The sequence below is a fragment of the Thermococcus coalescens genome, from assembly GCF_055392585.1.
This window is the reverse complement of sequence record NZ_AP043764.1, coordinates 1,340,923-1,359,849: the sequence shown is the minus strand read 5'-3', so window position 1 is coordinate 1,359,849 and position 18,927 is coordinate 1,340,923. Positions and strand designations below refer to the sequence as shown.

Annotated in this window: 24 protein-coding genes and 1 pseudogene; 10 read left to right on the top strand and 15 right to left on the bottom strand. The window is 55.1% G+C overall.

The features are described from left to right. Positions 1-4 precede the first annotated feature (4 nt). Positions 5-577, bottom strand: coding sequence for a TATA-box-binding protein (locus ACZ5M3_RS07505; protein ID WP_464839060.1), 573 nt, complete (start codon positions 575-577; stop codon positions 5-7). Positions 578-720: 143 nt separating this feature from the next. On the opposite strand from ACZ5M3_RS07505, the gene ACZ5M3_RS07500 reads away from it, so the two are divergent. Then, positions 721-1,131: a DUF356 domain-containing protein gene (locus ACZ5M3_RS07500; protein WP_464840813.1), complete on the top strand. Its 411-nt coding sequence runs from the start codon at positions 721-723 to the stop codon at positions 1,129-1,131. Between the two features lies 1 nt (position 1,132). Here ACZ5M3_RS07500 and ACZ5M3_RS07495 read toward each other — a convergent pair whose 3' ends face one another. Then, positions 1,133-1,672, bottom strand: a complete 540-nt coding sequence (locus ACZ5M3_RS07495; protein WP_464839059.1) for a multiprotein bridging factor aMBF1 — start codon at positions 1,670-1,672, stop codon at positions 1,133-1,135. A gap of 70 nt (positions 1,673-1,742) precedes the next feature. Here ACZ5M3_RS07495 and ACZ5M3_RS07490 point away from each other — a divergent pair. Then, a pseudogene (locus tag ACZ5M3_RS07490) lies at positions 1,743-2,225 on the top strand (GNAT family N-acetyltransferase); the annotation flags it as partial. Between the two features lie 67 nt (positions 2,226-2,292). After that, on the top strand, positions 2,293-2,550 hold the full coding sequence (locus ACZ5M3_RS07485) for a hypothetical protein (RefSeq protein WP_464839058.1): 258 nt from the start codon (positions 2,293-2,295) through the stop codon (positions 2,548-2,550). A 37-nt stretch (positions 2,551-2,587) separates the two neighbouring features. Here the strand turns inward: ACZ5M3_RS07485 and ACZ5M3_RS07480 are convergent, their stop codons facing one another. From ACZ5M3_RS07480 to ACZ5M3_RS07460, 5 genes are all read right to left on the bottom strand, one after another. Continuing rightward, on the bottom strand, positions 2,588-2,992 hold the full coding sequence (locus ACZ5M3_RS07480; protein ID WP_464839057.1) for a Zn-ribbon domain-containing OB-fold protein: 405 nt from the start codon (positions 2,990-2,992) through the stop codon (positions 2,588-2,590). A 1-nt stretch (position 2,993) separates the two neighbouring features. After that, on the bottom strand, positions 2,994-4,154 hold the full coding sequence (locus ACZ5M3_RS07475) for a thiolase domain-containing protein (RefSeq protein ID WP_464839056.1): 1,161 nt from the start codon (positions 4,152-4,154) through the stop codon (positions 2,994-2,996). A gap of 10 nt (positions 4,155-4,164) precedes the next feature. Further along, positions 4,165-5,217, bottom strand: coding sequence for a hydroxymethylglutaryl-CoA synthase (locus ACZ5M3_RS07470; protein ID WP_464839055.1), 1,053 nt, complete (start codon positions 5,215-5,217; stop codon positions 4,165-4,167). Positions 5,218-5,336: 119 nt separating this feature from the next. Continuing rightward, positions 5,337-6,017: a fibrillarin-like rRNA/tRNA 2'-O-methyltransferase gene (locus ACZ5M3_RS07465; protein WP_464840811.1), complete on the bottom strand. Its 681-nt coding sequence runs from the start codon at positions 6,015-6,017 to the stop codon at positions 5,337-5,339. Between the two features lie 5 nt (positions 6,018-6,022). Further along, a complete protein-coding gene (locus tag ACZ5M3_RS07460) occupies positions 6,023-7,288 on the bottom strand; it encodes a C/D box methylation guide ribonucleoprotein complex aNOP56 subunit (protein ID WP_464840809.1) in 1,266 nt (421 codons plus the stop codon). A gap of 303 nt (positions 7,289-7,591) precedes the next feature. Here ACZ5M3_RS07460 and ACZ5M3_RS07455 point away from each other — a divergent pair, with 303 nt between their 5' ends. Beyond that, positions 7,592-8,878, top strand: a complete 1,287-nt coding sequence (locus ACZ5M3_RS07455; RefSeq protein WP_464839054.1) for a cysteine peptidase family C39 domain-containing protein — start codon at positions 7,592-7,594, stop codon at positions 8,876-8,878. Positions 8,879-8,885: 7 nt separating this feature from the next. Continuing rightward, entirely contained in the window at positions 8,886-9,773 is an 888-nt protein-coding gene (locus ACZ5M3_RS07450; RefSeq protein WP_464839053.1) for a hypothetical protein, read from the top strand. 46 nt (positions 9,774-9,819) lie between these two features. Here the strand turns inward: ACZ5M3_RS07450 and ACZ5M3_RS07445 are convergent, their stop codons facing one another. Continuing rightward, a complete protein-coding gene (locus tag ACZ5M3_RS07445; RefSeq protein WP_464840807.1) occupies positions 9,820-10,788 on the bottom strand; it encodes a ribose 1,5-bisphosphate isomerase in 969 nt (322 codons plus the stop codon). A 238-nt stretch (positions 10,789-11,026) separates the two neighbouring features. Between ACZ5M3_RS07445 and ACZ5M3_RS07440 the strand changes: the two genes are divergently transcribed. Continuing rightward, complete coding sequence (locus ACZ5M3_RS07440; RefSeq protein ID WP_464839052.1) at positions 11,027-12,283, top strand: aminotransferase-like domain-containing protein; 1,257 nt, start codon at positions 11,027-11,029, stop codon at positions 12,281-12,283. Between the two features lie 68 nt (positions 12,284-12,351). After that, positions 12,352-13,197: a gamma-glutamyl-gamma-aminobutyrate hydrolase family protein gene (locus ACZ5M3_RS07435; protein WP_464840806.1), complete on the top strand. Its 846-nt coding sequence runs from the start codon at positions 12,352-12,354 to the stop codon at positions 13,195-13,197. Here ACZ5M3_RS07435 and ACZ5M3_RS07430 read toward each other — a convergent pair. After that, positions 13,124-13,966, bottom strand: coding sequence for an SPL family radical SAM protein (locus ACZ5M3_RS07430; RefSeq protein WP_464839051.1), 843 nt, complete (start codon positions 13,964-13,966; stop codon positions 13,124-13,126). The two genes, ACZ5M3_RS07435 and ACZ5M3_RS07430, sit on opposite strands and share 74 nt — an antisense overlap. 58 nt (positions 13,967-14,024) lie before the next feature. Here ACZ5M3_RS07430 and ACZ5M3_RS07425 point away from each other — a divergent pair, with 58 nt between their 5' ends. The 3 genes from ACZ5M3_RS07425 to ACZ5M3_RS07415 are packed head-to-tail and all read left to right on the top strand — an operon-like array spanning position 14,025 to position 15,441. Next, positions 14,025-14,432, top strand: coding sequence for an OsmC family protein (locus ACZ5M3_RS07425; RefSeq protein ID WP_297090526.1), 408 nt, complete (start codon positions 14,025-14,027; stop codon positions 14,430-14,432). A 39-nt stretch (positions 14,433-14,471) separates the two neighbouring features. Next, positions 14,472-15,113: a neutral amino acid NAAT transporter SnatA gene (gene snatA, locus ACZ5M3_RS07420; RefSeq protein ID WP_464839050.1), complete on the top strand. Its 642-nt coding sequence runs from the start codon at positions 14,472-14,474 to the stop codon at positions 15,111-15,113. A 46-nt stretch (positions 15,114-15,159) separates the two neighbouring features. Then, a complete protein-coding gene (locus ACZ5M3_RS07415) occupies positions 15,160-15,441 on the top strand; it encodes a family 4A encapsulin nanocompartment shell protein (RefSeq protein WP_464839049.1) in 282 nt (93 codons plus the stop codon). On the opposite strand, the gene ACZ5M3_RS07410 is transcribed toward ACZ5M3_RS07415, so the two are convergent. From ACZ5M3_RS07410 to ACZ5M3_RS07385, 6 genes are all read right to left on the bottom strand, one after another. Then, positions 15,425-16,351: a triphosphoribosyl-dephospho-CoA synthase gene (locus ACZ5M3_RS07410; protein WP_464839048.1), complete on the bottom strand. Its 927-nt coding sequence runs from the start codon at positions 16,349-16,351 to the stop codon at positions 15,425-15,427. The two genes, ACZ5M3_RS07415 and ACZ5M3_RS07410, sit on opposite strands and share 17 nt — an antisense overlap. Beyond that, positions 16,352-16,579, bottom strand: coding sequence for a hypothetical protein (locus ACZ5M3_RS07405; protein ID WP_464839047.1), 228 nt, complete (start codon positions 16,577-16,579; stop codon positions 16,352-16,354). Between the two features lies 1 nt (position 16,580). Next, positions 16,581-17,012: a PspC domain-containing protein gene (locus tag ACZ5M3_RS07400; protein ID WP_464839046.1), complete on the bottom strand. Its 432-nt coding sequence runs from the start codon at positions 17,010-17,012 to the stop codon at positions 16,581-16,583. Between the two features lie 41 nt (positions 17,013-17,053). Continuing rightward, positions 17,054-17,785 carry a hypothetical protein gene (locus ACZ5M3_RS07395; RefSeq protein WP_464839045.1) on the bottom strand — a complete coding sequence of 244 codons (732 nt, stop codon included), beginning with the start codon at positions 17,783-17,785 and terminating at the stop codon, positions 17,054-17,056. 100 nt (positions 17,786-17,885) lie between these two features. Beyond that, entirely contained in the window at positions 17,886-18,386 is a 501-nt protein-coding gene (gene pfpI / locus ACZ5M3_RS07390) for a deglycase PfpI (protein ID WP_464839044.1), read from the bottom strand. Between the two features lie 74 nt (positions 18,387-18,460). After that, positions 18,461-18,913 carry an Lrp/AsnC family transcriptional regulator gene (locus tag ACZ5M3_RS07385; protein WP_464840805.1) on the bottom strand — a complete coding sequence of 151 codons (453 nt, stop codon included), beginning with the start codon at positions 18,911-18,913 and terminating at the stop codon, positions 18,461-18,463. Positions 18,914-18,927: the final 14 nt, after the last annotated feature.

Here is an 18,927-nt window from a genome sequence, read left to right as displayed (position 1 = left end):
GGTTTCACCACTCTTCCTCTTCCTCGATGAGGCCGTACTTCTCCAGCTCGCGGAGGAGCTTTCTGACGGCCTCCCAGGCGTCGTGCTCGCTCTTAGCGCCGGAGCAGACTATCTTTCCGGAGGAGAAGAGCAGTATGACCGCCCTCGGCTCCTTGACGCGGTAGATGACGCCGGGGAACTGCTCGGGCTCGTACTCACAGTTCGGCAAACTGAGCGCAACGGCATCGAGGTTGAAATCCATACCGATGTCGCCGCTGAATACCATGTTCTGGATGTCTATCTGAGGTGCCCTTCCGAACTTGGCGCCTATCTTCTTGAGCATCTGGATGAGCTTGTTGACGGCGCGCTCTATGTCTTCGACGCTCTTGGCGCCGGTTACGACCAGCTTTCCGGAGCTGAAGATCAGAAGTGCAACTTTCGGCTCCTCAAAGCGGCATATTATCCCAGGGAACTCCTCGGGGTTGTACTTGGAGTTGGGACATATCTCTATAACCTTTTCAAGGTTCAGCTGCGTAAAGAGATCCACAGAAGCGACGATATTCTCGATTCTGAGCTTTACATTGCTCATGTCGACCAAGGCTTACACCTCCAGATGGTGGGTTTAAAAACCCTTTATAAATGAGACGGGTTGAGTTTTTAAAGCTTTAGGTAGCTGACCGGACGAAACCACAGGTGAGAAGGCTTAAAAGGTGCCGGCACAAGGAAAGCACGGTGATACCTATGAGAAACACGATGGTTTTAGTAAGGACCGACAACTTTCAGAAGGCCAGCATCGCTCTCGCCGACCTGGTTCGGTACGGCGGCATGCAGATACGCGGTGATCCAAGGATTATCCCCCCCGCACTCTCGGACTGGGCCTTTGAGAAGATAAGCGGTGAAAAGCCCAGGAGGCGCTTCAGGGCGCACGTGATCGCCCAGATAGACCTGCCGCCGGCAAAGGCGATCGGCAGGCTTATGGACATCCACCCACCGGCGCACGTTCTCGTGATCCCGCCGGATACCGAAGTCTGGGAGGAGCTGATACGCCTCTGGAGCACCTTTGAGAAGCTCAAGGGCTTCCACCCTCCAAAGAGAACCAGGACGGAGGAGCTCAGGAAGAAGAGGGAGGAAGAAGAGCCGGGGGGGTTTTAACTCACTTCTTCTTCCGCTTCTTGATCCTGATGTTGGCTATGTCTCCAAGGGTCGGCTCGTAGTCCCTCGGGATGGTCCTCTTCTCAAGAACCTCTTCGCCACTCGTCTCGATGAGCTTTATCTTGAAGTACTTCTCCAGTTTTCGCGCCTCCTTTATCGTCGGCTCACGGTAGCCGTGGGATATTGCCCTCAAATCGTTCATCGAAAGACCAATCTCGTGGGACAGCTCCTCATAGCTCTTCTTTGAGCGCTGTATTGCCTGGTAGACGCGCTCGGCGTAGTCCTCAACTATCTCCTCCGTGTAGAGCGGCCTCTCTGTCCTCGGTCTGGGCGGCCTCGGCCTGGCCGGCCGCGAGTAGGTTCTCCTGACCGGCTGCCTCCCGGTCGGCATGATGCTGAACGTTCCGGGCTTCTTTCCGCCGTATTTCTCATAACAGCGGTTGCAAACGAGAACTTCAGCCCCCTCAAGCCTTATTTTGTGCCCCTGTCCCCTTATTGGGGCCCCACATATCTCGCAGTATCTAGGCTTGGCTTTCCCCATCTCAACCACCTTCTTGCTCCACTTAAGGCTCGAAGTCAGGCTTTTTAAACCCCTCGATGAGCTTATATTGATGAGCGGGGTAAGGATAGAGAGGCTCCAAAGGCTCGACCAGGAAACGCTGGAGAGGCTCATTGAGATATACATGAGGGGATACGAGGGCATGCGTGAGTACGGCGGTGAGGGAGAGAGCTACGCGAAGCGCTACCTCAGGTGGTGCTGGGACAAGGCAGAGGACGGCTTTTTCGTCGCGAAGGTCGGCGACGAGATAGCGGGCTTTATAGTCTGCGACAGCGACTGGTACAGCAAATACGAGGGAAGAACCGTCGGGGCGATCCACGAGTTCGTGGTTGATAAACGGTTCCAGGGGCACGGGATAGGCCACAGGCTCATGGAAAAGTGCCTGGAGTACCTGGGAGAGCACAACGACAGAATAGAGCTGTGGGTCGGGGAGAAGAACGAGAAGGCCATCAGGTTCTACGAGGACTACGGGTTCAAACGCGTTGGTCAGAGCGGGATATGGGTGCGCATGGTCAAAGACCTGCGGAGGAACGACGCACCCCGTGGAAAGGGAAGCAGGTGGTTTGATGCCGTGCATAAGACCGCCCGAGCCCAAGAAGGTGGTGAAGTTGAAGGAAGAGAGTTTCATACGCGAAGGTAAAGGCAGGCTGAAGGTCGTTATAGAGAGCGGGGGAGACAGGATTGAAACCACCATAAAGGGCTCCCTGAAGAGCGTTGGCGAGATAGCGGAGATGCTCGGAGTGGAGGCCAGGGACGGGAAGGCAGAGGCCGTCGTCGATGGAGTGAAGGTCAACGCCGAGCGCGGAAAGCTGGAGATGGAGTTCGAGAACGGGGACAGGCTAAGGATTGAGAAGGTCTGAGCCAAGTTGGGTGTAAAAAGGAAGCAGAAAAAGGCCTTCACTTCACAGGAGGCCTGAACTTGTAGCCGTAGAGGATTATTCCGTCCTCCTCGAACTCCCTTATCTTCTTGGTGACGACCTCGACCTCCATGCCGAAGTCTATCTCCTCGGGGTCAACGTCGGTCAGCTGGGCGAGGACCACGGGGCCCTCCTCAAGCTCTATCAGTGCCAGGGGGAAGGGCTTGTAGTACTCGAAACCGCTCGGCGGGTTCCTGACTATCGTCCAGCTGATGACCTTGCCCTTTCCGCTCAGTTCGATTTTCTCGACGTTTCTTGAGCCGCAGACCGGGCAAATCGACCTCTTCGGGAAGTGAACGTGGCCGTTCTCGCACTTTCCACCTATGAGCCTGTACTTCTCACGGAAGTGCCTCCAGTAGCGGGAAACCTGCATCGGGCGCGCCATTTCAGACCCTCCTAAAGACGTTGACCGTTATGTTCGAACCGGTTCCACCTATGTTCTGGGTCAGGCCGACTTCCGCATCGGGCACCTGGCTCGGCGCCTCGCCGCGGAGCTGGAGCACCGCTTCAACCGTCTGGTAAACGCCGGTGGCACCAACGGGGTGTCCCCTAGCCTTGAGACCACCCATGGTCTGTATCGGATAGTCGGCGTCGATGGCTATCTGTCCCTCCTTCGCCAGCTTGGCCCCCTCTCCCTTCCTGGCGGCACCGAGGGCTTCGAGGCTGAGGGCGGCCATAACCGTGAACGCGTCGTGAACCTCGAAGAAGTCAATGTCCTTCGGCTCGACGCCCGCCATCTTGTAGGCCCTCTCAGCGGCCACTTTGGCAGCCTTGAGGGTGAGCAAATCCTCCCTGCTGGCGAGGCTTATGGTGTCTATGGCGCGCCCCATTCCGGCGACCTCGACCCACTTTTCCTTCGGGACACCAAGCTCCTTGGCTTTCTCCGGTGTGGTAATTATAACCGATGCCGCACCGTCGCAGACCGGCGAGGCGTCGAAGAGCTTGAGCGGATCGGCAACGTAGGGGCTCTTGAGGACTGTCTCAACCTTAATCGGGCGTTTGAACATGGCGTAGGGGTTCTTGGCGCCGTTGGCGTGGGCGTTGACCGCGAAGAGGGCAAGGTCCTCTTCGGTGTAGCCGTAGGTCTTCATGTAGTAGCGCATGACGAGTGCGTTGAGGGCGACGAAGCTCGCCCCGTGGAAGAGCTCCCACTCGGCGTCTGCCGCGTAGGCGAGGTATCTGGTGGCGTCGCTCGGCCAGGCGTCGGTCATCTTCTCGACGCCGACCACGGCAACCACGTCTTCGAGCCCGCTGAGGACTGCCTTGACTCCCTCCTGGACGGCGGCACCGCCGCTGGCACAGGCGGCCTCGATTTTAACGGCTGGAATGTTTCCAAGTCCAGCCCAGTCGGCTATGAGCGCGCCGAGGTTCTCCTGCTCAACGAAGGGCCCGGAAATCATGTTTCCGACGTAGAGCGAGTCTACCCTGTCGATTCCAGCGTCGTCCATCGCGTTGAGAAGCGCCTCAACGGCCAAATCCCTCAATCCGAGCTTCCAGTGCTCACCAACCGGGGTCATACCGGCACCGATTATGACTGCCTTCCTCATCTCAACCACCTCACATGATGAACTTTCTCCTCGCCTTCGCGTAGAGGGCGTAGTCGATGTACTTCTTCCTGTTCACGTAGTCCATGGTCGTCGGTGCCAGATTCCTCTTCTCCTCGATGGCGTCCTGAACAACAACGCTGAAGGCGTCGCTTCCGGCTCCGGAACCGAAGGAAACCCACAGAATCCTGTCACCGGGCTTGGCTATGTCGAGAACGGCAGAGACACCGACCATCGTTGCACCGCTGTAGGTGTTCCCTATGATTCCTGTGAGCAGACCGGGGAGAACCTTCTCCTTCGGAATCCCTAGGATTTTGGCAACGGTGAGCGGGAACTTGACGTTGGGCTGGTGGAAGACGGCGTAGTCGAAGTCGTTGACGGTCAGACCGAGCTCCTCCATGAGGGTCTTGGCGGCGTTGACTATGTGGTGGAAGTAGGCCGGCTCGCCGGTGAACCTGTTCCCGTGCCTCGGGTAGTGCTCGTGCTGCCTCCTCCAGAAGTCCGGCGTGTCCGTAACGTATGAGTAGCTTCCCTCGAAGTATGCAACCGTGTCAGAGCTCTTGGGGCCGACTATGAAGGCGGCTCCACCCGCTCCCGCGGTGAACTCAAGGTGGTCGCCGGGCCTTCCCTGTGCCGTATCTGCTCCAATGGCCATCGCATAGTCGGCCATCTCCGAGCCGACAAAGCCTATTGCAGTCTGAAGCGCCTCGGTTCCTGCCTTACAGGCGAACTCAAAGTCTGCCGTGCTTACATCGGGGGTCGCGCCGATTGCCTCCGCTATGACCGTGCCGGTCGGCTTGACCGCGTAGGGCTTGCTCTCACTTCCAAACCAGACGGCGCGGATAAGCCTTGGGTCTATCCCTGCCCGCCTAAGGGCGTTTCTCGCGGCTTCGATTCCTATCGTGAGCGCGTCCTCATCGAGACCGGGAACGGCCTTTTCCTGTATCGGGAAGCTGGAAACTCCCCAGACCCTTCCTATCTCTTCCGCCTTGATTCTATACATCGGGACGTAGGCACCGTAGCCGACAATGCCGACTTCGCGCCTTGGCTTCAGGAGCTTTTTCATGGTGCATCACCTACAAAAGCTGAACGTAACTTCGGCTAAGGTTCATGAGCGAGTTATAAAAGCCTTTCGGTGAAAGTAAAAGGTTTTTTCGACGATAAACGATAAAAAAGGAAGAAACCTCACGGTTTCCTGACGACGAAGAGCGCGTGGTCCTTCTCGTAGGGCTCGAGCGAAAGCCTCTCAACGACCTCGAAGTAGGTCGAAAGCTCCTTTTCGACCTCCCTGAAGACCTGCTCCGGCTCCTTGGTGACGTCGATGCTCCTGCTCTTGACCGAGATCATGCCGTAGCCGCCGCTCTTGAGGTAGATCTTCGCGTTGTCGATGAGTATCTTTGCCTGCGTGGGCTGGGCAACGTCTTCAAAGATGACGTCGACCTTAGGAACGAGCGCGCGGTAGCCCTCGGGCTTGGTGGCGTCGCCGAGTATCGGCACGATGTTCCTGCGCTCATCAACCAGCGGGACGAGCTCCCTCAGGACGCGCGGCGAGAACTCCACGCCGAAGACCTTCCCTTCCCAGCCCACTATGTCGCTGACGTGGGAAGCAGTTGTCCCGCTCGCGACTCCGAGGTAGAGAACCTTTGAGCCGGGCTTTATCGGGAAGTTTTTGAGGCCGTTGAGTATTGCCGCGGCGAGCTTCGAACGCCGCGGGTTCCAGACCCTGTACTCCTCGCCCTCGGACTTGATCAGCCTCTCGCCGTAGACCCTCTGGCCCGGAACGAGGTTCCTGGTGGCTATCTTCTCGCTACCGTCCTCATCAACGAAGACGTAAACGCCCGGGAACTTATGCTTCTTAATCCTCATCGCCATCACCTCTTGCCCTTACCCTTCTTCTTTTTCTTCCTGCTCTTCTCCTTCTTCTCGAACTTCCTGCCCTTCTCCTGCTTTCCTTTGCCCTTTCTCTTACCCTTGAACTTCTCCTTCTTCTTTTTCTTCTCGGGCTTGGCCTTCCTCTTGGGCGGGTTCGGGTACTTCTGCTTTATCTCCTGAATGCGCTGCTCTATCTCCTGCTTCAGCTCCTCGGCTATGTATTCCCCGGAGAAGTAGTCGACCCTGGCAGCTATGGCGAGCTTTCCAGCCAGGGCCCTCGCTATCTTACCCCTCTGCCACCACGGCGAGCGGTTTATTGCCGGATACTGGAAGATGACACCGTGCTTGGGCGGCTTGGCACCGCTCCTCAGGTGCCTGAAGAGGGCCTTCTCGGCACCGAGAACCTGTATGGTCGAGGCAGGCATCATGGCGAGCTCCTTTAAACCGCCCGCGAGGCTGAGCAGCCTGGCGCCGAGCTTGGCACCGACTAAAGCTTTCAGGTTCGGGGCCACCTCGTCCATTGCCATCTCAAGGTAGTCCTCTATCTGCTCTCTCAGCCTGTAGAGATCGCCTATCTCGCTGGCCAGCTTCATAATGATTTCGGCATCGAACTTCCCGAGGGGAGCGCCCATCGAGGTCTCCGCGGCCTTCATGATCTTCTCGATCTTGCCCTCGGGGAGGCCAAGGCTCTTGAGCTTCTCATCACTGACGTTCTCCCTCGGACCGACTGCCCTGACGAAGGCAACGTACTGCTGGTGCTTGGGGAGGATTTCGTCCAGCTCCGGGAAGTGGAGGCTGTACCACTCCCTCAGCCTGGAAACGAGGAGGTTGATCACCTTGTCGATGTCGTCGAGGGACTCGATGGCCTGGATTATCATCTTGTCCCTTGCCCCGCTCTGCTCCTGTATGCGGAGCCTCGTCAGGGCGACACCAACGCTGAAGTACTCGTCGAACCACTTCTCGCCGAGGAACTCCCCCGGGCTGGAGCGGAGCTTTTCCCCGGCGACGTTCGGGAACTCGGCGGAGGTGTTGTACCCGAGCTCCTTCAGCCTTCTGCTGAGCTCCGGGTCCTCCAGGATGAACTCGTCGTAACCGTCCTCCATGAGCTCCTCCATGAGAGAAACCAACTCATCGGCCGGCTCGCCCTTCAGGAGTTTGTCAAGGCTCACCTCGGGCTTTCCTGCAAAGGGTTTGCTGGCGATGAGGTTGCCGCTCTCGTCAAAGGCATAGATGCCCCTGACGTTTTCAGCGATGTAAGCTTTCATCATCATCACCCTTTCAGTTTTTGCATCCGGAGTATAAAAGGGTTGGGAGTTTTAAACCCTTGCGTGTGTTCAGGTGAACTTTGAAATTGTGAATGTCGCCGACAGCTCCAAAACTGAGGTAGCCCCGTATTTGATTTTCCCATTCTCTATGTTTTCCGTATTCCTTAAGTCTGGCGCGTACAACTATCAAAAACTTGTGGTGGTATAACCTAGTTTTGGACTGATTTTCACTTCTAGTGATAGGAAACTTTAAATAGTTCTAGAGCATATTTTGTAATGCAATCTCCATTGGGGGTGCAGGTCGTGAACTGGAAGACCCCAGTGGTGTTACTCATCGGACTTCTTTTGTTAGGAGGAGTCGTGACGGCGGCACCTGTTGACAAGCCGGAGGCAGTACCCCTATTGACCGTCAAAGCCCTCGCGCTCAGGGAACTCCACAAGTTCCCGGAATTCAACGGGGCAGTTCCAACCAACCCAACACCCCTCTACTTCCCCGACGGCAGGTTGGCAGCCTACGAATTCAGAATGGTCAAGAACGGTAAGACCGTAGGCTACATAATAGTGTCGGCCAACAGGAACCTGCCACCGGCAATCCTGGAGGCGGGCTTTGGCGAGAAGACCCCACGCGACCTGATGAAAGAACTCGCCACGAGAAAAGGAGTGAAAACCTACCGCTTCGCATACTTCAGCGGGTTGAACTACGGCATCTTAGCTGGAGACAAGGTTGTGGATATGAAAGGCAGAGAGTACCGAAAACCAAACACCTACAAACTCTCAATTGAAGGCAATATACCCAAAAATGCTGGAGGCTGGGAAGTGTTGCAAACAAAGATGCTCACGGACAAAAAAGTATCAGAGACATTTACATTTGGGGCTACTGCAACGGCAACAGAATATAAAGTGCTTTATACTGTACCTTCATGGACCTCTACCGATAGTGGTGGAGCTGATCCAAGCCCACCAGGATCCAACAGCATCCTCGTTCCAAAAGTTTTGTCATCAAGTGGATACTACTCATTCGTGGGCCCCAATCCTGATCCCTGGACAGATTACGATGGATGTGCTCCGATAGCTGGTTCAATGATAGTAGCATACTATGAAATCCAGTATCGCGACAGCTGGTATCGCGAAGCGGTTATAGACATACTCCACATGACCATGCAAACGCAAGGGGAGTGGACAAGTACCTCAAATATTGCACCGGGAATTGAGCAGTTTTATGAAAAGGCATTAGAAGTTTACAATGAGGGATCAATATACCGAAAACCCAAATATGACTATGATGCATTCACACTGTATCCCTCTACAAATCTTCAGTTATACACGTATGTCAAAAATGAAATCGATATGAATAGGCCGGCAATATTAACCTCCAGTAGTGGACAAAGTGAAGATGGCACGTTTAGGTGGCCGTCCCAGGGATTTGGTGTATATCATTCAGTCACTGTTACAGGATATAAGGCATACAGTGACGGTTCCAAGTATATTTACGTTCACACCACCGTAGACAGCCCATATACTGCATGGATATATCTCGGAAGCATTAACAATCCGGCATTAACCATAGTCAGACCCATTTACAAGGGGTGAAGGGTACATGAAAAAACTTAAACTCGCTGGAATTTTAATTTTTTTAATTTTTTTAGCTGCATTGGGGGTAATAGTAGCATTAAACACGAGTTTCAACGCTGATGATCCGAACGGGATAAACGGAACATGCAGTCTTAACCTGCAATATGAGAATCTCCAAAAAGAGCATCTCGGGCAGTGGATAGGACAGACAATCATGCTTATTAATGACCCAAAAACAATGTTCAATGATCGTTTCATAATATACCCGCCAATAAACCGCACAACAGGAGAACCAGAGGGCTGGAAAGCTTATCTTGCGTACTGGCCGGAAAAGTTTAACCTGACGGTACCTTGTTCCATAGGAGGTTTCACAACTTACATTGTGTCCGACTCAAATAAAAGCGGAAATAGTTACTACTGGCCCGACCTAGGGAGCGAAACCTTGCCGGTACACCAGCGGAAGTGTTGGCCACAGGCGAGAGAGTTGGAACTGCCGCCTGGGAAGGTCTACTTTGCGATCCAGTACATCCCAATGACCAATGCAACCTGGAAGCTCTCAGTTCTAACGCCTGTAAAGGAATGGACAGACTTTAAGGATTACAACCTATTCAGTGAAGCGCTCGTGGAACTGAACGCGGCATGTACATGCTCCATCGAGAGAGTAATAGGGAGGTTCGATACTTTTGTTAAGGTAAAAGGCTTCGAAGAGACCGAGCCTTGGGCCACACCCAGAGAAAACGAGTGCTTCAATCCGCTCAGTGTCAAACTCTATCACAATGGTGACCAGTACCTCTACGTCGAATTCTCGGAGGTCAAAGGCATGAATCTCGTCAGAGTCCTCATGATAATGGGCGACGAAGAAATCGTCAAAGCCTACGCGAAAGCATTCACCGCAGGAAACATCGAGGGCTGAGGTCTTTCATTTTTCATTATCGAAATGGGAAAAAAGGAGAAAAGCCTCAGTCCTCCCAGGGCTCGGTGTACTTGAGGGCCCAGCCGAACTCCTCCTTGAGGATGTCTATGGCGGCACTCGGCGGGATTATGCCGCGCTCGGTTATGATGACGTCGATGTACTCCGGGGGAGTAACGTCAAAGGCCGGGTTCCAGACCTCTATGTTCTTCGGCCAGGTTTCAAGCTCTTCCCTGGGGATGACCTCGTAGGGGTCGCGCATCTCTATCTCGACCAGCTGGCCGAGCATCGTCTCGGGGTGGAACTTGTAGGTCTCGGCAGCGATCATGGTCCATATCCTGTGCTCCTTTGCCGTAAGGGCTATGAGAGCCGTTCCAATCTTGTTTATGACCGCACCGTTCACCGTTATGCTGTCCGCACCCATGACCACCTTGTCCGTCATCTTCATGTAGTGCCTGGCGGCCGAGTCAACGACGTAGATAACCGGGATGCCGTAGCTGGCCAGCTCCTTGGCGGTGAGCTTGCCCTGCCACTTGGGCCTCGTCTCTGTGACGATGACCTTAATGTCCTTTCCCTGCTCGAAGGCCGTCTTCATGACGCTTATCGCGGCCTTGCTGTGGCAGTGGGTCATTATGACGTCTCCATCCTCTATCCTCTTCGCGCCCATCTCGCCTATCCTCTCGATGGCCTTCTCGGAGTTGTGGATGAACTCCTTCGCGGCGTTTATGATTACGAACTTCAGCTGGTCGAGGTCGGCACCGCCGGCATATGCCACTTTACCGCGGTGCATGACGTAGCGGAGCGCGTTTGGAAGGGAAACCGCAGTCGGCCGGGTCTCGTAGAGTATCTTCGCCGCCTGCTTCATCTCGTTCCAGAAATCGTCGACGTTGGTTGCCTTGCTCTTCTCGGCCTGGAGCTGGAGGGCGTACGCCGCCGAGCGGGCGATTTTGCCTGCCCCCCTAATCTCCATGTTCTTTATCTCCTCGGCTATCTCAAGCACTTCCTTCACTACCGCCATCTCCATCACCCCTCTCCGGTAAACCCAGATTATGGCGGGAGGGTTTATAGAGCTTTTCGTGTTCATCCATGCACGGCTAGGTTCGTTGATGTTTCTAAAAATACTCCCCGGTTATACTTTACAAATGTAAACGGCACTAACGACCATTGCAGAAAGATTTATAACCAATCGCCGCTACCTTTACGTGTATAGACTTGGTGACGTGCTCAAAAGTGTGCATTAAATGGGGGGAACGGAAGTGGAGGAAAAACTTATGCGCAAGCTGAGTTCAGGGTCACTGGATTTTGAGGCGTACTTTTCGGACAAGGCCCAGGGCATGAAGGCCTCGGAGATTAGGGAGCTTCTCAAGCTCGTCGAGTCAGGCAACGTCATATCCCTCGCTGGAGGTCTTCCCGCTCCCGAGACGTTTCCCGTCGAGATCATCAAGGAGATAACCGCGGAGGTTATAACCCACCACGCGGATAAGGCCCTCCAGTACGGGACCACCAAAGGGTTTACCCCGCTCCGCCTCGCGCTGGCGGACTGGATGGAGAAGCGCTACGGCATCCCGACCAGCAAGGTCGAGATAATGATGGTCGCAGGTTCACAGCAGGCTCTCGACCTCATCGGCAGGGTCTTCATAAACCCCGGTGACATAGTCGTCGTTGAGGGGCCCACCTACCTCGCGGCTCTCAACGCCTTCAAGTACTACGATCCGGAGTTCCTCAGCATACCGATGGACGACGACGGTATGATCGTTGACGTACTCGAAGAGAAGCTCAGGAAGCTCAGCGCCGAAGGAAAGAAGGTCAAGTTCGTCTACACCGTCTCCACATTCCAGAATCCCGCGGGAGTCACAATGAGCCTCGAAAGAAGGAAGAGGCTTATAGAGCTCGCCAGGGAGTACGACTTCCTCATCGTTGAGGACAGTCCATACAGCGAGCTCCGCTACTCGGGCGAGCCAATACCACCGATCAAGCACTTCGACGACGAGGGAAGGGTTCTGTACCTCGGAACATTCTCAAAGATATTTGCCCCCGGATTCAGGCTTGGATGGATAGCCGCTCACCCGCACTTCATCAGGAAAATAGAGATAGCCAAGCAGGCCGTTGACCTCTGTGCGAACCCCTTCGGGCAGGTTATCGCCTGGAAGTACGTCGCCGACGGCCACCTGGACAGGCACATTCCAAGGGTCATAGAGTTCTACAGGCCGAGAAGGGACGCGATGCTTGAGGCCCTGGAGGAGTATATGCCAGAGGGGGTCAAGTGGACGAAGCCCGACGGAGGAATGTTCATCTGGGTCACCCTGCCGGAGGGCATAGACACCAAGCTCATGGCGGAGAAGGCCATAAGAAAGGGGGTCGCCTACGTCCCCGGTGAGGCGTTCTTTGCTCACCGCGACGTGAAGAACACGATGCGCCTCAACTTCACCTACGTGCCAGAGGACAAGATACGTGACGGTGTTAAGAGGCTCGCAGAGGTAATAGAGGAAGAGATGAAGGCCCTCAAGGGCTGACGCCCCTTCTTTTTCTTCTCGCAAAGCTTTTTATTCTGGTACAAACACACACCCTAGTGGTGATGCTTATGAAGCCACTGATTGGTATAATCGGGCAGACCGATCCCTCCAAGAACAGGCTTTTTCTGGACAGGCGGCATATTGAAAGGATAGCCGAAGCTGGAGGCGTTCCTGCGGTTTTTAACATCAACTGCTCGCCCGACGAGGTTCTTGAGCACGTGGACGGGATACTCCTCATAGAGGGGCCTGACGTTCATCCCTACTTCTACGGCGAAGACCCCTCAAGCGCCATAAAATACGTCGATGTGGAGAGGGACGAGTTTGAGATAAATCTCGTTAAGAAGGCCGTTGAGAGGGGAGTTCCTATATTGGGAATCTCACGCGGAATGCACGTGATAAACGTTGCCCTCGGTGGAACGCTCTATCAGGACCTAAACGACATTCCCAAGGCAATAAAGCACGACTGGGACGTAAACCTTGTGGGGCCAAGTCAGAGGGTTCACGGCATCAGGATAAAGACCAACTCAAAGCTTTATGAGATACTCAAGGATCAGCTGGACATCGAGGGCACAAACGAGGTGTACCTGAAGGTCAACAGCTTCCACCACCAGGCAACGAAGAGGGTCGGGGAAGGAATAAAACCCGTTGCCTATGCCGTGGACGGGCTTATCGAGGCCATCGAGGGGGTTGAAGGGTTCATACTCGGCCTCCAGTGGCAGCCAGAATACCTGCCTGAGATGAGGAGGGTCTTTGAAGCGTTCGTGCGCGCCGCCGCCGAGTACCGCATCAAAAAGATTGAGCTAGAAAAGACCGAGATAGAGGCCGAACTCAGGGAGGAGCTCACAAGGGAACAAGATGGGAGCCATCACAGCTCGGATACGACCGGTAGCCCTCCCGGCACGAGCCAAACGTGATGCCCCTTTCCAGTATCTTTCTCTCTGCCTCGCGGAGGATTTCGAACCTCACCTCCCCCGGGAGGTAGTGGTAGCCCCCTATCCTTTCACCCCGCTCATAGAGCGGCCACAGCTTCTCCATCAGCTCCGGGAACTTGGCGAACATTCTCCTCTTTGAGTCAGGCCTGAGCTTGAGGGTTGAAACGGTTATGTGGTCAACGAAATCCAGCGCGTCGAGCGTCTCATCGAAGTCTTCCCAGGTGTAGAGCGGTATTATCGGGTCAATGCGGGCGTAGACGGGGATGCCCTCTTCCTTGGCCTTTTTCAGCGCCTTAATCCTCGCCCCCGGCGACGGGGCGTTTGGCTCCAGCAGCCTCGCCTTCCGTTCATCCACTGTGGTCACGGTTATCCCAACGGCGCACTTCAGCTCGCTTAGAACGTCCAGGTCGCGCACAAATATGTCCGACTTCGTGAGGAGCAGACAGCGGACGTCGTGGCGTTTGAAGAGCTTAAGGACGCTCCGGGTTATGCCAAGTTCACGCTCGACCGTTGGGTAGGGGTCAGAGGAGTAGGAGAGCGCTACGATATACTTCCTGTCGAACTTTCTCAGCTCCCGCTCCAGCTTCGGCAGGAGGCCTTCCTTGGTCCTCACCCTGAAGGCGTTGGGGATGTATGCCGTTATGTAGCAGTAAACGCAGGCATGGTCGCAGCCGGTGTAGATGTTCAGCGTGTACTTGAAGGGGCAGGTGCAGAGCTTCGCCTTCCAGGGGTCGAAGGGACGGATGTACATGTTTTTGCCTACGAAAAGGCCTTAAAAGGAATTGCGTTTACACTAACGGGTGAAAAACATGACAGATGAGATCAGGGGACGCGTCAAGTGGGTCGAGAACACTCAGTTCATCGGGAAGATGGATACGGACCAGTGCTCGATAATTCTCGGGGACGGCGGCATAAGCCCCATGAAGCTCCTTCTCCTGAGTGTCGCCGGATGCACTGCCTACGACGTCGTCATTATACTCCAGAAGATGCGCGAGCCGATTGAAGGGCTGGAAGTGGAGATAAGCGGTGAGAGACGCGAGGAACACCCCCGCATATACAGGAAAGTCCACCTTCACTACAAAATCTACGGCAACGTGAGTGAGGAGAAGGCCAGACGCGCCATAGAGCTGAGCCAGGACAAGTACTGCTCGGCCAGCGCGCACGTGAAGCTCAGCGGTGCGGAGGTCACGTACTCCTTCGAGATAGTCAGGGGTTAGGTTTTTAACCCCCTCTTCTTCCCGCCTTCGGGTGATGACGTGATAGAGCTGGTCAAGTACTTCGTGATACTCTACGGAGGGCTGTTCGCAATAACCAACCCGGTCGGTGCGGTTCCGGTTTTCCTGGGGGTTACTCACGACCTCTCAAGGAGTGAAAGGCACGAGATAGCTACCAAGACCGCAATCACAGTTGCCCTGACCCTGATAACATTTGCACTCATCGGCCAGTGGATATTCCGGTTCTTCGGGTCGAGCACAGACGCCTTTGCGATAGCGGGCGGGATACTCCTCTTCAAGATGGCGATGGAGATGCTCTCTGGAAAGCTCTCAACGGTTAAGATAAGCAGGGAGGAAACAGAGGAGTTCAGCGAGGAGGTCGTGACGCTGGAGGAGGTCGCCGTGATTCCGCTGGCGATTCCCCTTATCTCGGGCCCCGGAGCCATAACCACTGTGATGATATACATGGCCAAAAGCCCCTCCATCCCGACAAAGGCCACTGTCATAGCCAGCATCGTGGCGATAGCGGTGACGGTCTGGCTCGTCCTGTGCTCCGCCAACGGGATAAAGGCGAGACTGGGACGGGTCGGCATCAAGGTGATGACGAGGATGATGGGCCTCATACTGACCTCGATGGCGGTGCAGATGATAATCAACGGGATAAAGGGGGCGTTTGGACTCTGAGGAAAAGGTTAATACGTGCGGGCGACAACCTGAGGCCGGTGATACCATGCGCGGTGACCTGATAAGGGTTCTCAGCTCGGTTGAGGAGAAGGCCAACGAGCTGAAGCTCGACGGCTACGAACCTGATGTCGTGCTCGTGGGCAAGAGAGCCTACGAGTTCATAAGGGAGCAGCTCAACGAGGAGTTTGGGGACGAGGAGGAGGTTTTCGAGCTCTCGGGGCTCAAGATACGTGTGGTCGAGGAGCTCGATGGGGATGCCGTCGTCATAGACAGCAGGGCCATCGGCCTGGGTCTGGGAGGGGCAAAGCGCCTCAGGGTCGTCCTATGACCCCCCACACCTTTCCGTTTCTCATCTCTATTCTGAGTCCCCGCAGGGCAAGGAGGCTCAGCGAGACGGCCATTATATCGGCGAGACTGCCAGGATTCCTTAGATCGCCTTTCTCCCGCATGAAGGCGTCGAACTCCTTTAGGGAGAGCTTCCCGTTGAGAACCTCCCTGGCTTTTTTCCTCACGAGCTCTGCCTCCCCCCTTCCCGCCTTCCTCATTATGAGCGTGTCCTCCTTCTCAGCCAGGAGCTCAAGAAATGCCTTCACAACCGCGTCCTTAAGCGGGAGTCCCTTTATCAGCTCGTAGAGCCTGCCGAAGGTCGAATAGCTCAGCTCGTAGCCGTTCAGCCACTCGCAGAATATCAGCTCACGCTCGCAGCTGATCTCGGCAAGTCTGGCGAGGTTGATCCCGTCCTGAAACAGTTCCCTGAAGGACTCATCGCTGTAAACATCGTACTTGACCCCGCTGGGAATCCCCTTGGGGTTGGCCATCCTTATCGCCCGGTAGAACTCCATCGTGTCCCTGACCGTCGATTCCTCTATCAGAAGCCTCGCCTTTTTCCTTGCATCGAGCATGTTGCGGCCCATTGTCAGCCCCATTATGAGGGGGATCGAGAGGGCAACGACACCAAAATTCGGGTTGGCGTCCTGACTCTCGCGCGAGTTCTGAACGGCGCGCTTTATCAGCTCCCCGAGTCCTGCGTCCCTGGGTTCCAGTACACCTTTTCTCAAAAGCCCAGCCGTCTTCACGGCCTCGTAATAGATGCCCAACACAGAGGTCTCCGCGAAGAGAAAGTGGTAGAAGGTGAGGTCGTCGAAGTCCCTGAAGCGGCTTACGTTGCCCGGCTTTGGAACGGCCACCTCAAGGAGCGGGCCCAGCGTGAAGGCACGAATTATCCTCCACCGCTCCATTCACACCACCAGGTAGAGGAGCAGATAGAGCAGGTACAGGAGCAGCACAAGCCTGCGGGCGGTTCTTCTGGTCAGGGCGTAGAGTCCGAAGGCTATGAGAGTGACCCCCCAGAAGGCGTCCTTTATGTACGGGGCGTACGGCCTGAGCCAGTCCAGGAAGGAGGGCTGGAACTCCCTCAGGAGCAAAAGAACGCCAAGGAAAATGAAAATCCAGCCGAGGGTTCTCATCTCAATCACCCCTCGTGAGGAGGATTATGCCGATTACCAGGAACACGGCCGCGAGCAACGTCCTGAAATCAATGGCGGGCAGGAGGAAGGGCATGAACGGCCCGGCCAGCAGTATTGCGCCCAGCAGTATCAGCAGGAGGGCTATTGCCCGGGAGTTTTCGTTGCCCGAGAACACCTTACCCAGTCTCTCCCCCGTCTCGTCTATCAGCTCGTCGATTCTCTCGGAGAGGGGTTCTTCCGTGTCCGTTTCATCCTCGGGTATCACCAGGGCCGCGAGGAAGTAGAGCAACGTCATAGCCACCGGGTTGAACACCAGGAGAACCACGAATATCAGCCTTACGAGGGTGGGGTCAACGTTGAGATGCTCGGCTATTCCACCGAGGACACCGAGGAAGACTCCGTCCTCCTTTGATCTTGTCAGTTTCTTTGCCATCTTATCCACCAAAATCAAGAAAAAGAAAGTCTGCTTAAAAATTATTGCCCTACGGAGACGTCACCAACAACGTCGGAAATTTTGATAGCGATTGGTCTTCCCTGGCCGGAGTGGGTGTTCTCGACCTTTCCAAGGACGTCGTTGAGGGAAAGGCTGACGGTGTAATCGCGGGGCACGCGTATCCTAACCTCACCCACGACGTCGGTGATGGTAACGTCTCCCCCGGCATGGATCACAACGTCGCCAACCACGTCATCAACCAAGTACTCTGCCGGGGCGACCCCATTAAGGTTCCCGACGGCGTCCTCGATCAGGACTTTCGTGACGTTTGCCCCAATAAAAACGTCTCCAACGGTGTCCCGAACCTCCACACTGGCCAGTCCAGTTCCCACCTCGATGATAACCTTTCCGTTCCTGTAGTCCCCGCAGGGGTTGTGGGTGCTGATACCAAACCTGCCCCTCTTCTCTTCAACGGGACAGTAGACCGTCAGAAGGCCGTCCCGGTAGGTTGCGTTTACCGGGAGGTTGCTCTTAACGACCACTCCTTCAATCTTGGATGGAACCAGCTCAACGCTTCCTATCACGTTTTTAACCACTATAGAGCCGGCGTGAAAGCGGCCAATTTCCTTAACCAGGCCTGCGTCCTCTTTGAACGGGCCACCTTCGATGTGGATGTAGCCTCGAAATGCCAAAGCCGTCACCACTATGCCAGCAATGAGAAGGGCCAGAAAGATGCCGGCCAAGATTCCCAGGAGACCGGCCCCTCTTCTCATGGATACCACCTGTGAAAATTTCATCACACGCCGTATAAATGTTACGCTGAGTAGTTAGAGGGTGCAATTCCGCGGAGGTGAAAACAGGAAAAGAAGGGAACTACTTCAAAAGCTTGACGAACTCCCTCATCCAGGCGTATAAATCACCGGGGTGTCTTGAGCTGACCCAGTTGCCGTCGACGACTACCTCCTCGTTCACCCACTCGGCGCCGGCGTTCTTCACGTCGTCCCTGATGGTTACCGTGCTCGTGCCCTTCCTGCCCTTCAGGACACCGGCGGAGATGAGTATCTGCGGCCCGTGGCAGATGCTCGCCACCGGCTTTCCTGCCTCGAACATCTTTCTGGTTATCTCGATGGCCTTCTCGTTGAGCCTGACTATCTCGGGCGCCTTCCCACCGGGCAGGACGAGGGCGTCGAACTCGTCAGGGTCAACCTCCTCAAAGGCAAGGTCAGCGGTGACGGAGTAGCCGTGCTTGCCCGTTATCTTGCCCCTCTCAAAGCTAGCCACGTAGACCTCGTGTCCCTCCTCCTTTATCCTGTGGAGGGGGTAGATAAGCTCCAGGTCTTCAAAACCGTCGGCACTAAGAAACAGCACCTTCATCTCAAACACCTCCATCCAAACGCTTAGAGGGAAATAGAAAGGGGGCACTTATAAGGCTTTTTGGACATAAATGGTCAGAGGGGGAGTTCGGTCGTCTCTTTATGAACCTTGAGGACGACCATCGTGTGGGTCGCCACGACGCCGTCGATTTCACCTATCGTGTCAAGGAACTCGTTAAGCTCCTCGCTTCCCTGGGTTCTTATTTTGACGAGCATGTCGTAATCGCCGGTGGTCTCGAAAATCTCGACGATCTCCGGATACTTTTTGAGCTCACTCGCCACGTAGGAGTACTTCCCGGCCTTGGCCTTTATCAGTATGAACGCCAGGATCTTGAAGCCGAGGGAATCTGGGTCGAGTATCACGGTGAACTTTCTTATTATGCCCCGCTCCTTCAGCTTCTTAATCCTCTCGTAAACGGTCGATTCGGCGAGATTGACCTCTTTGGATATTTCCCTCAGGGGCGTTCTGCTGTTCTTTTGGAGTATGGAGAGGATCTTCCTGTCTATATCGTCCAAACCGGTTCGCATGAGCATCACCGCCG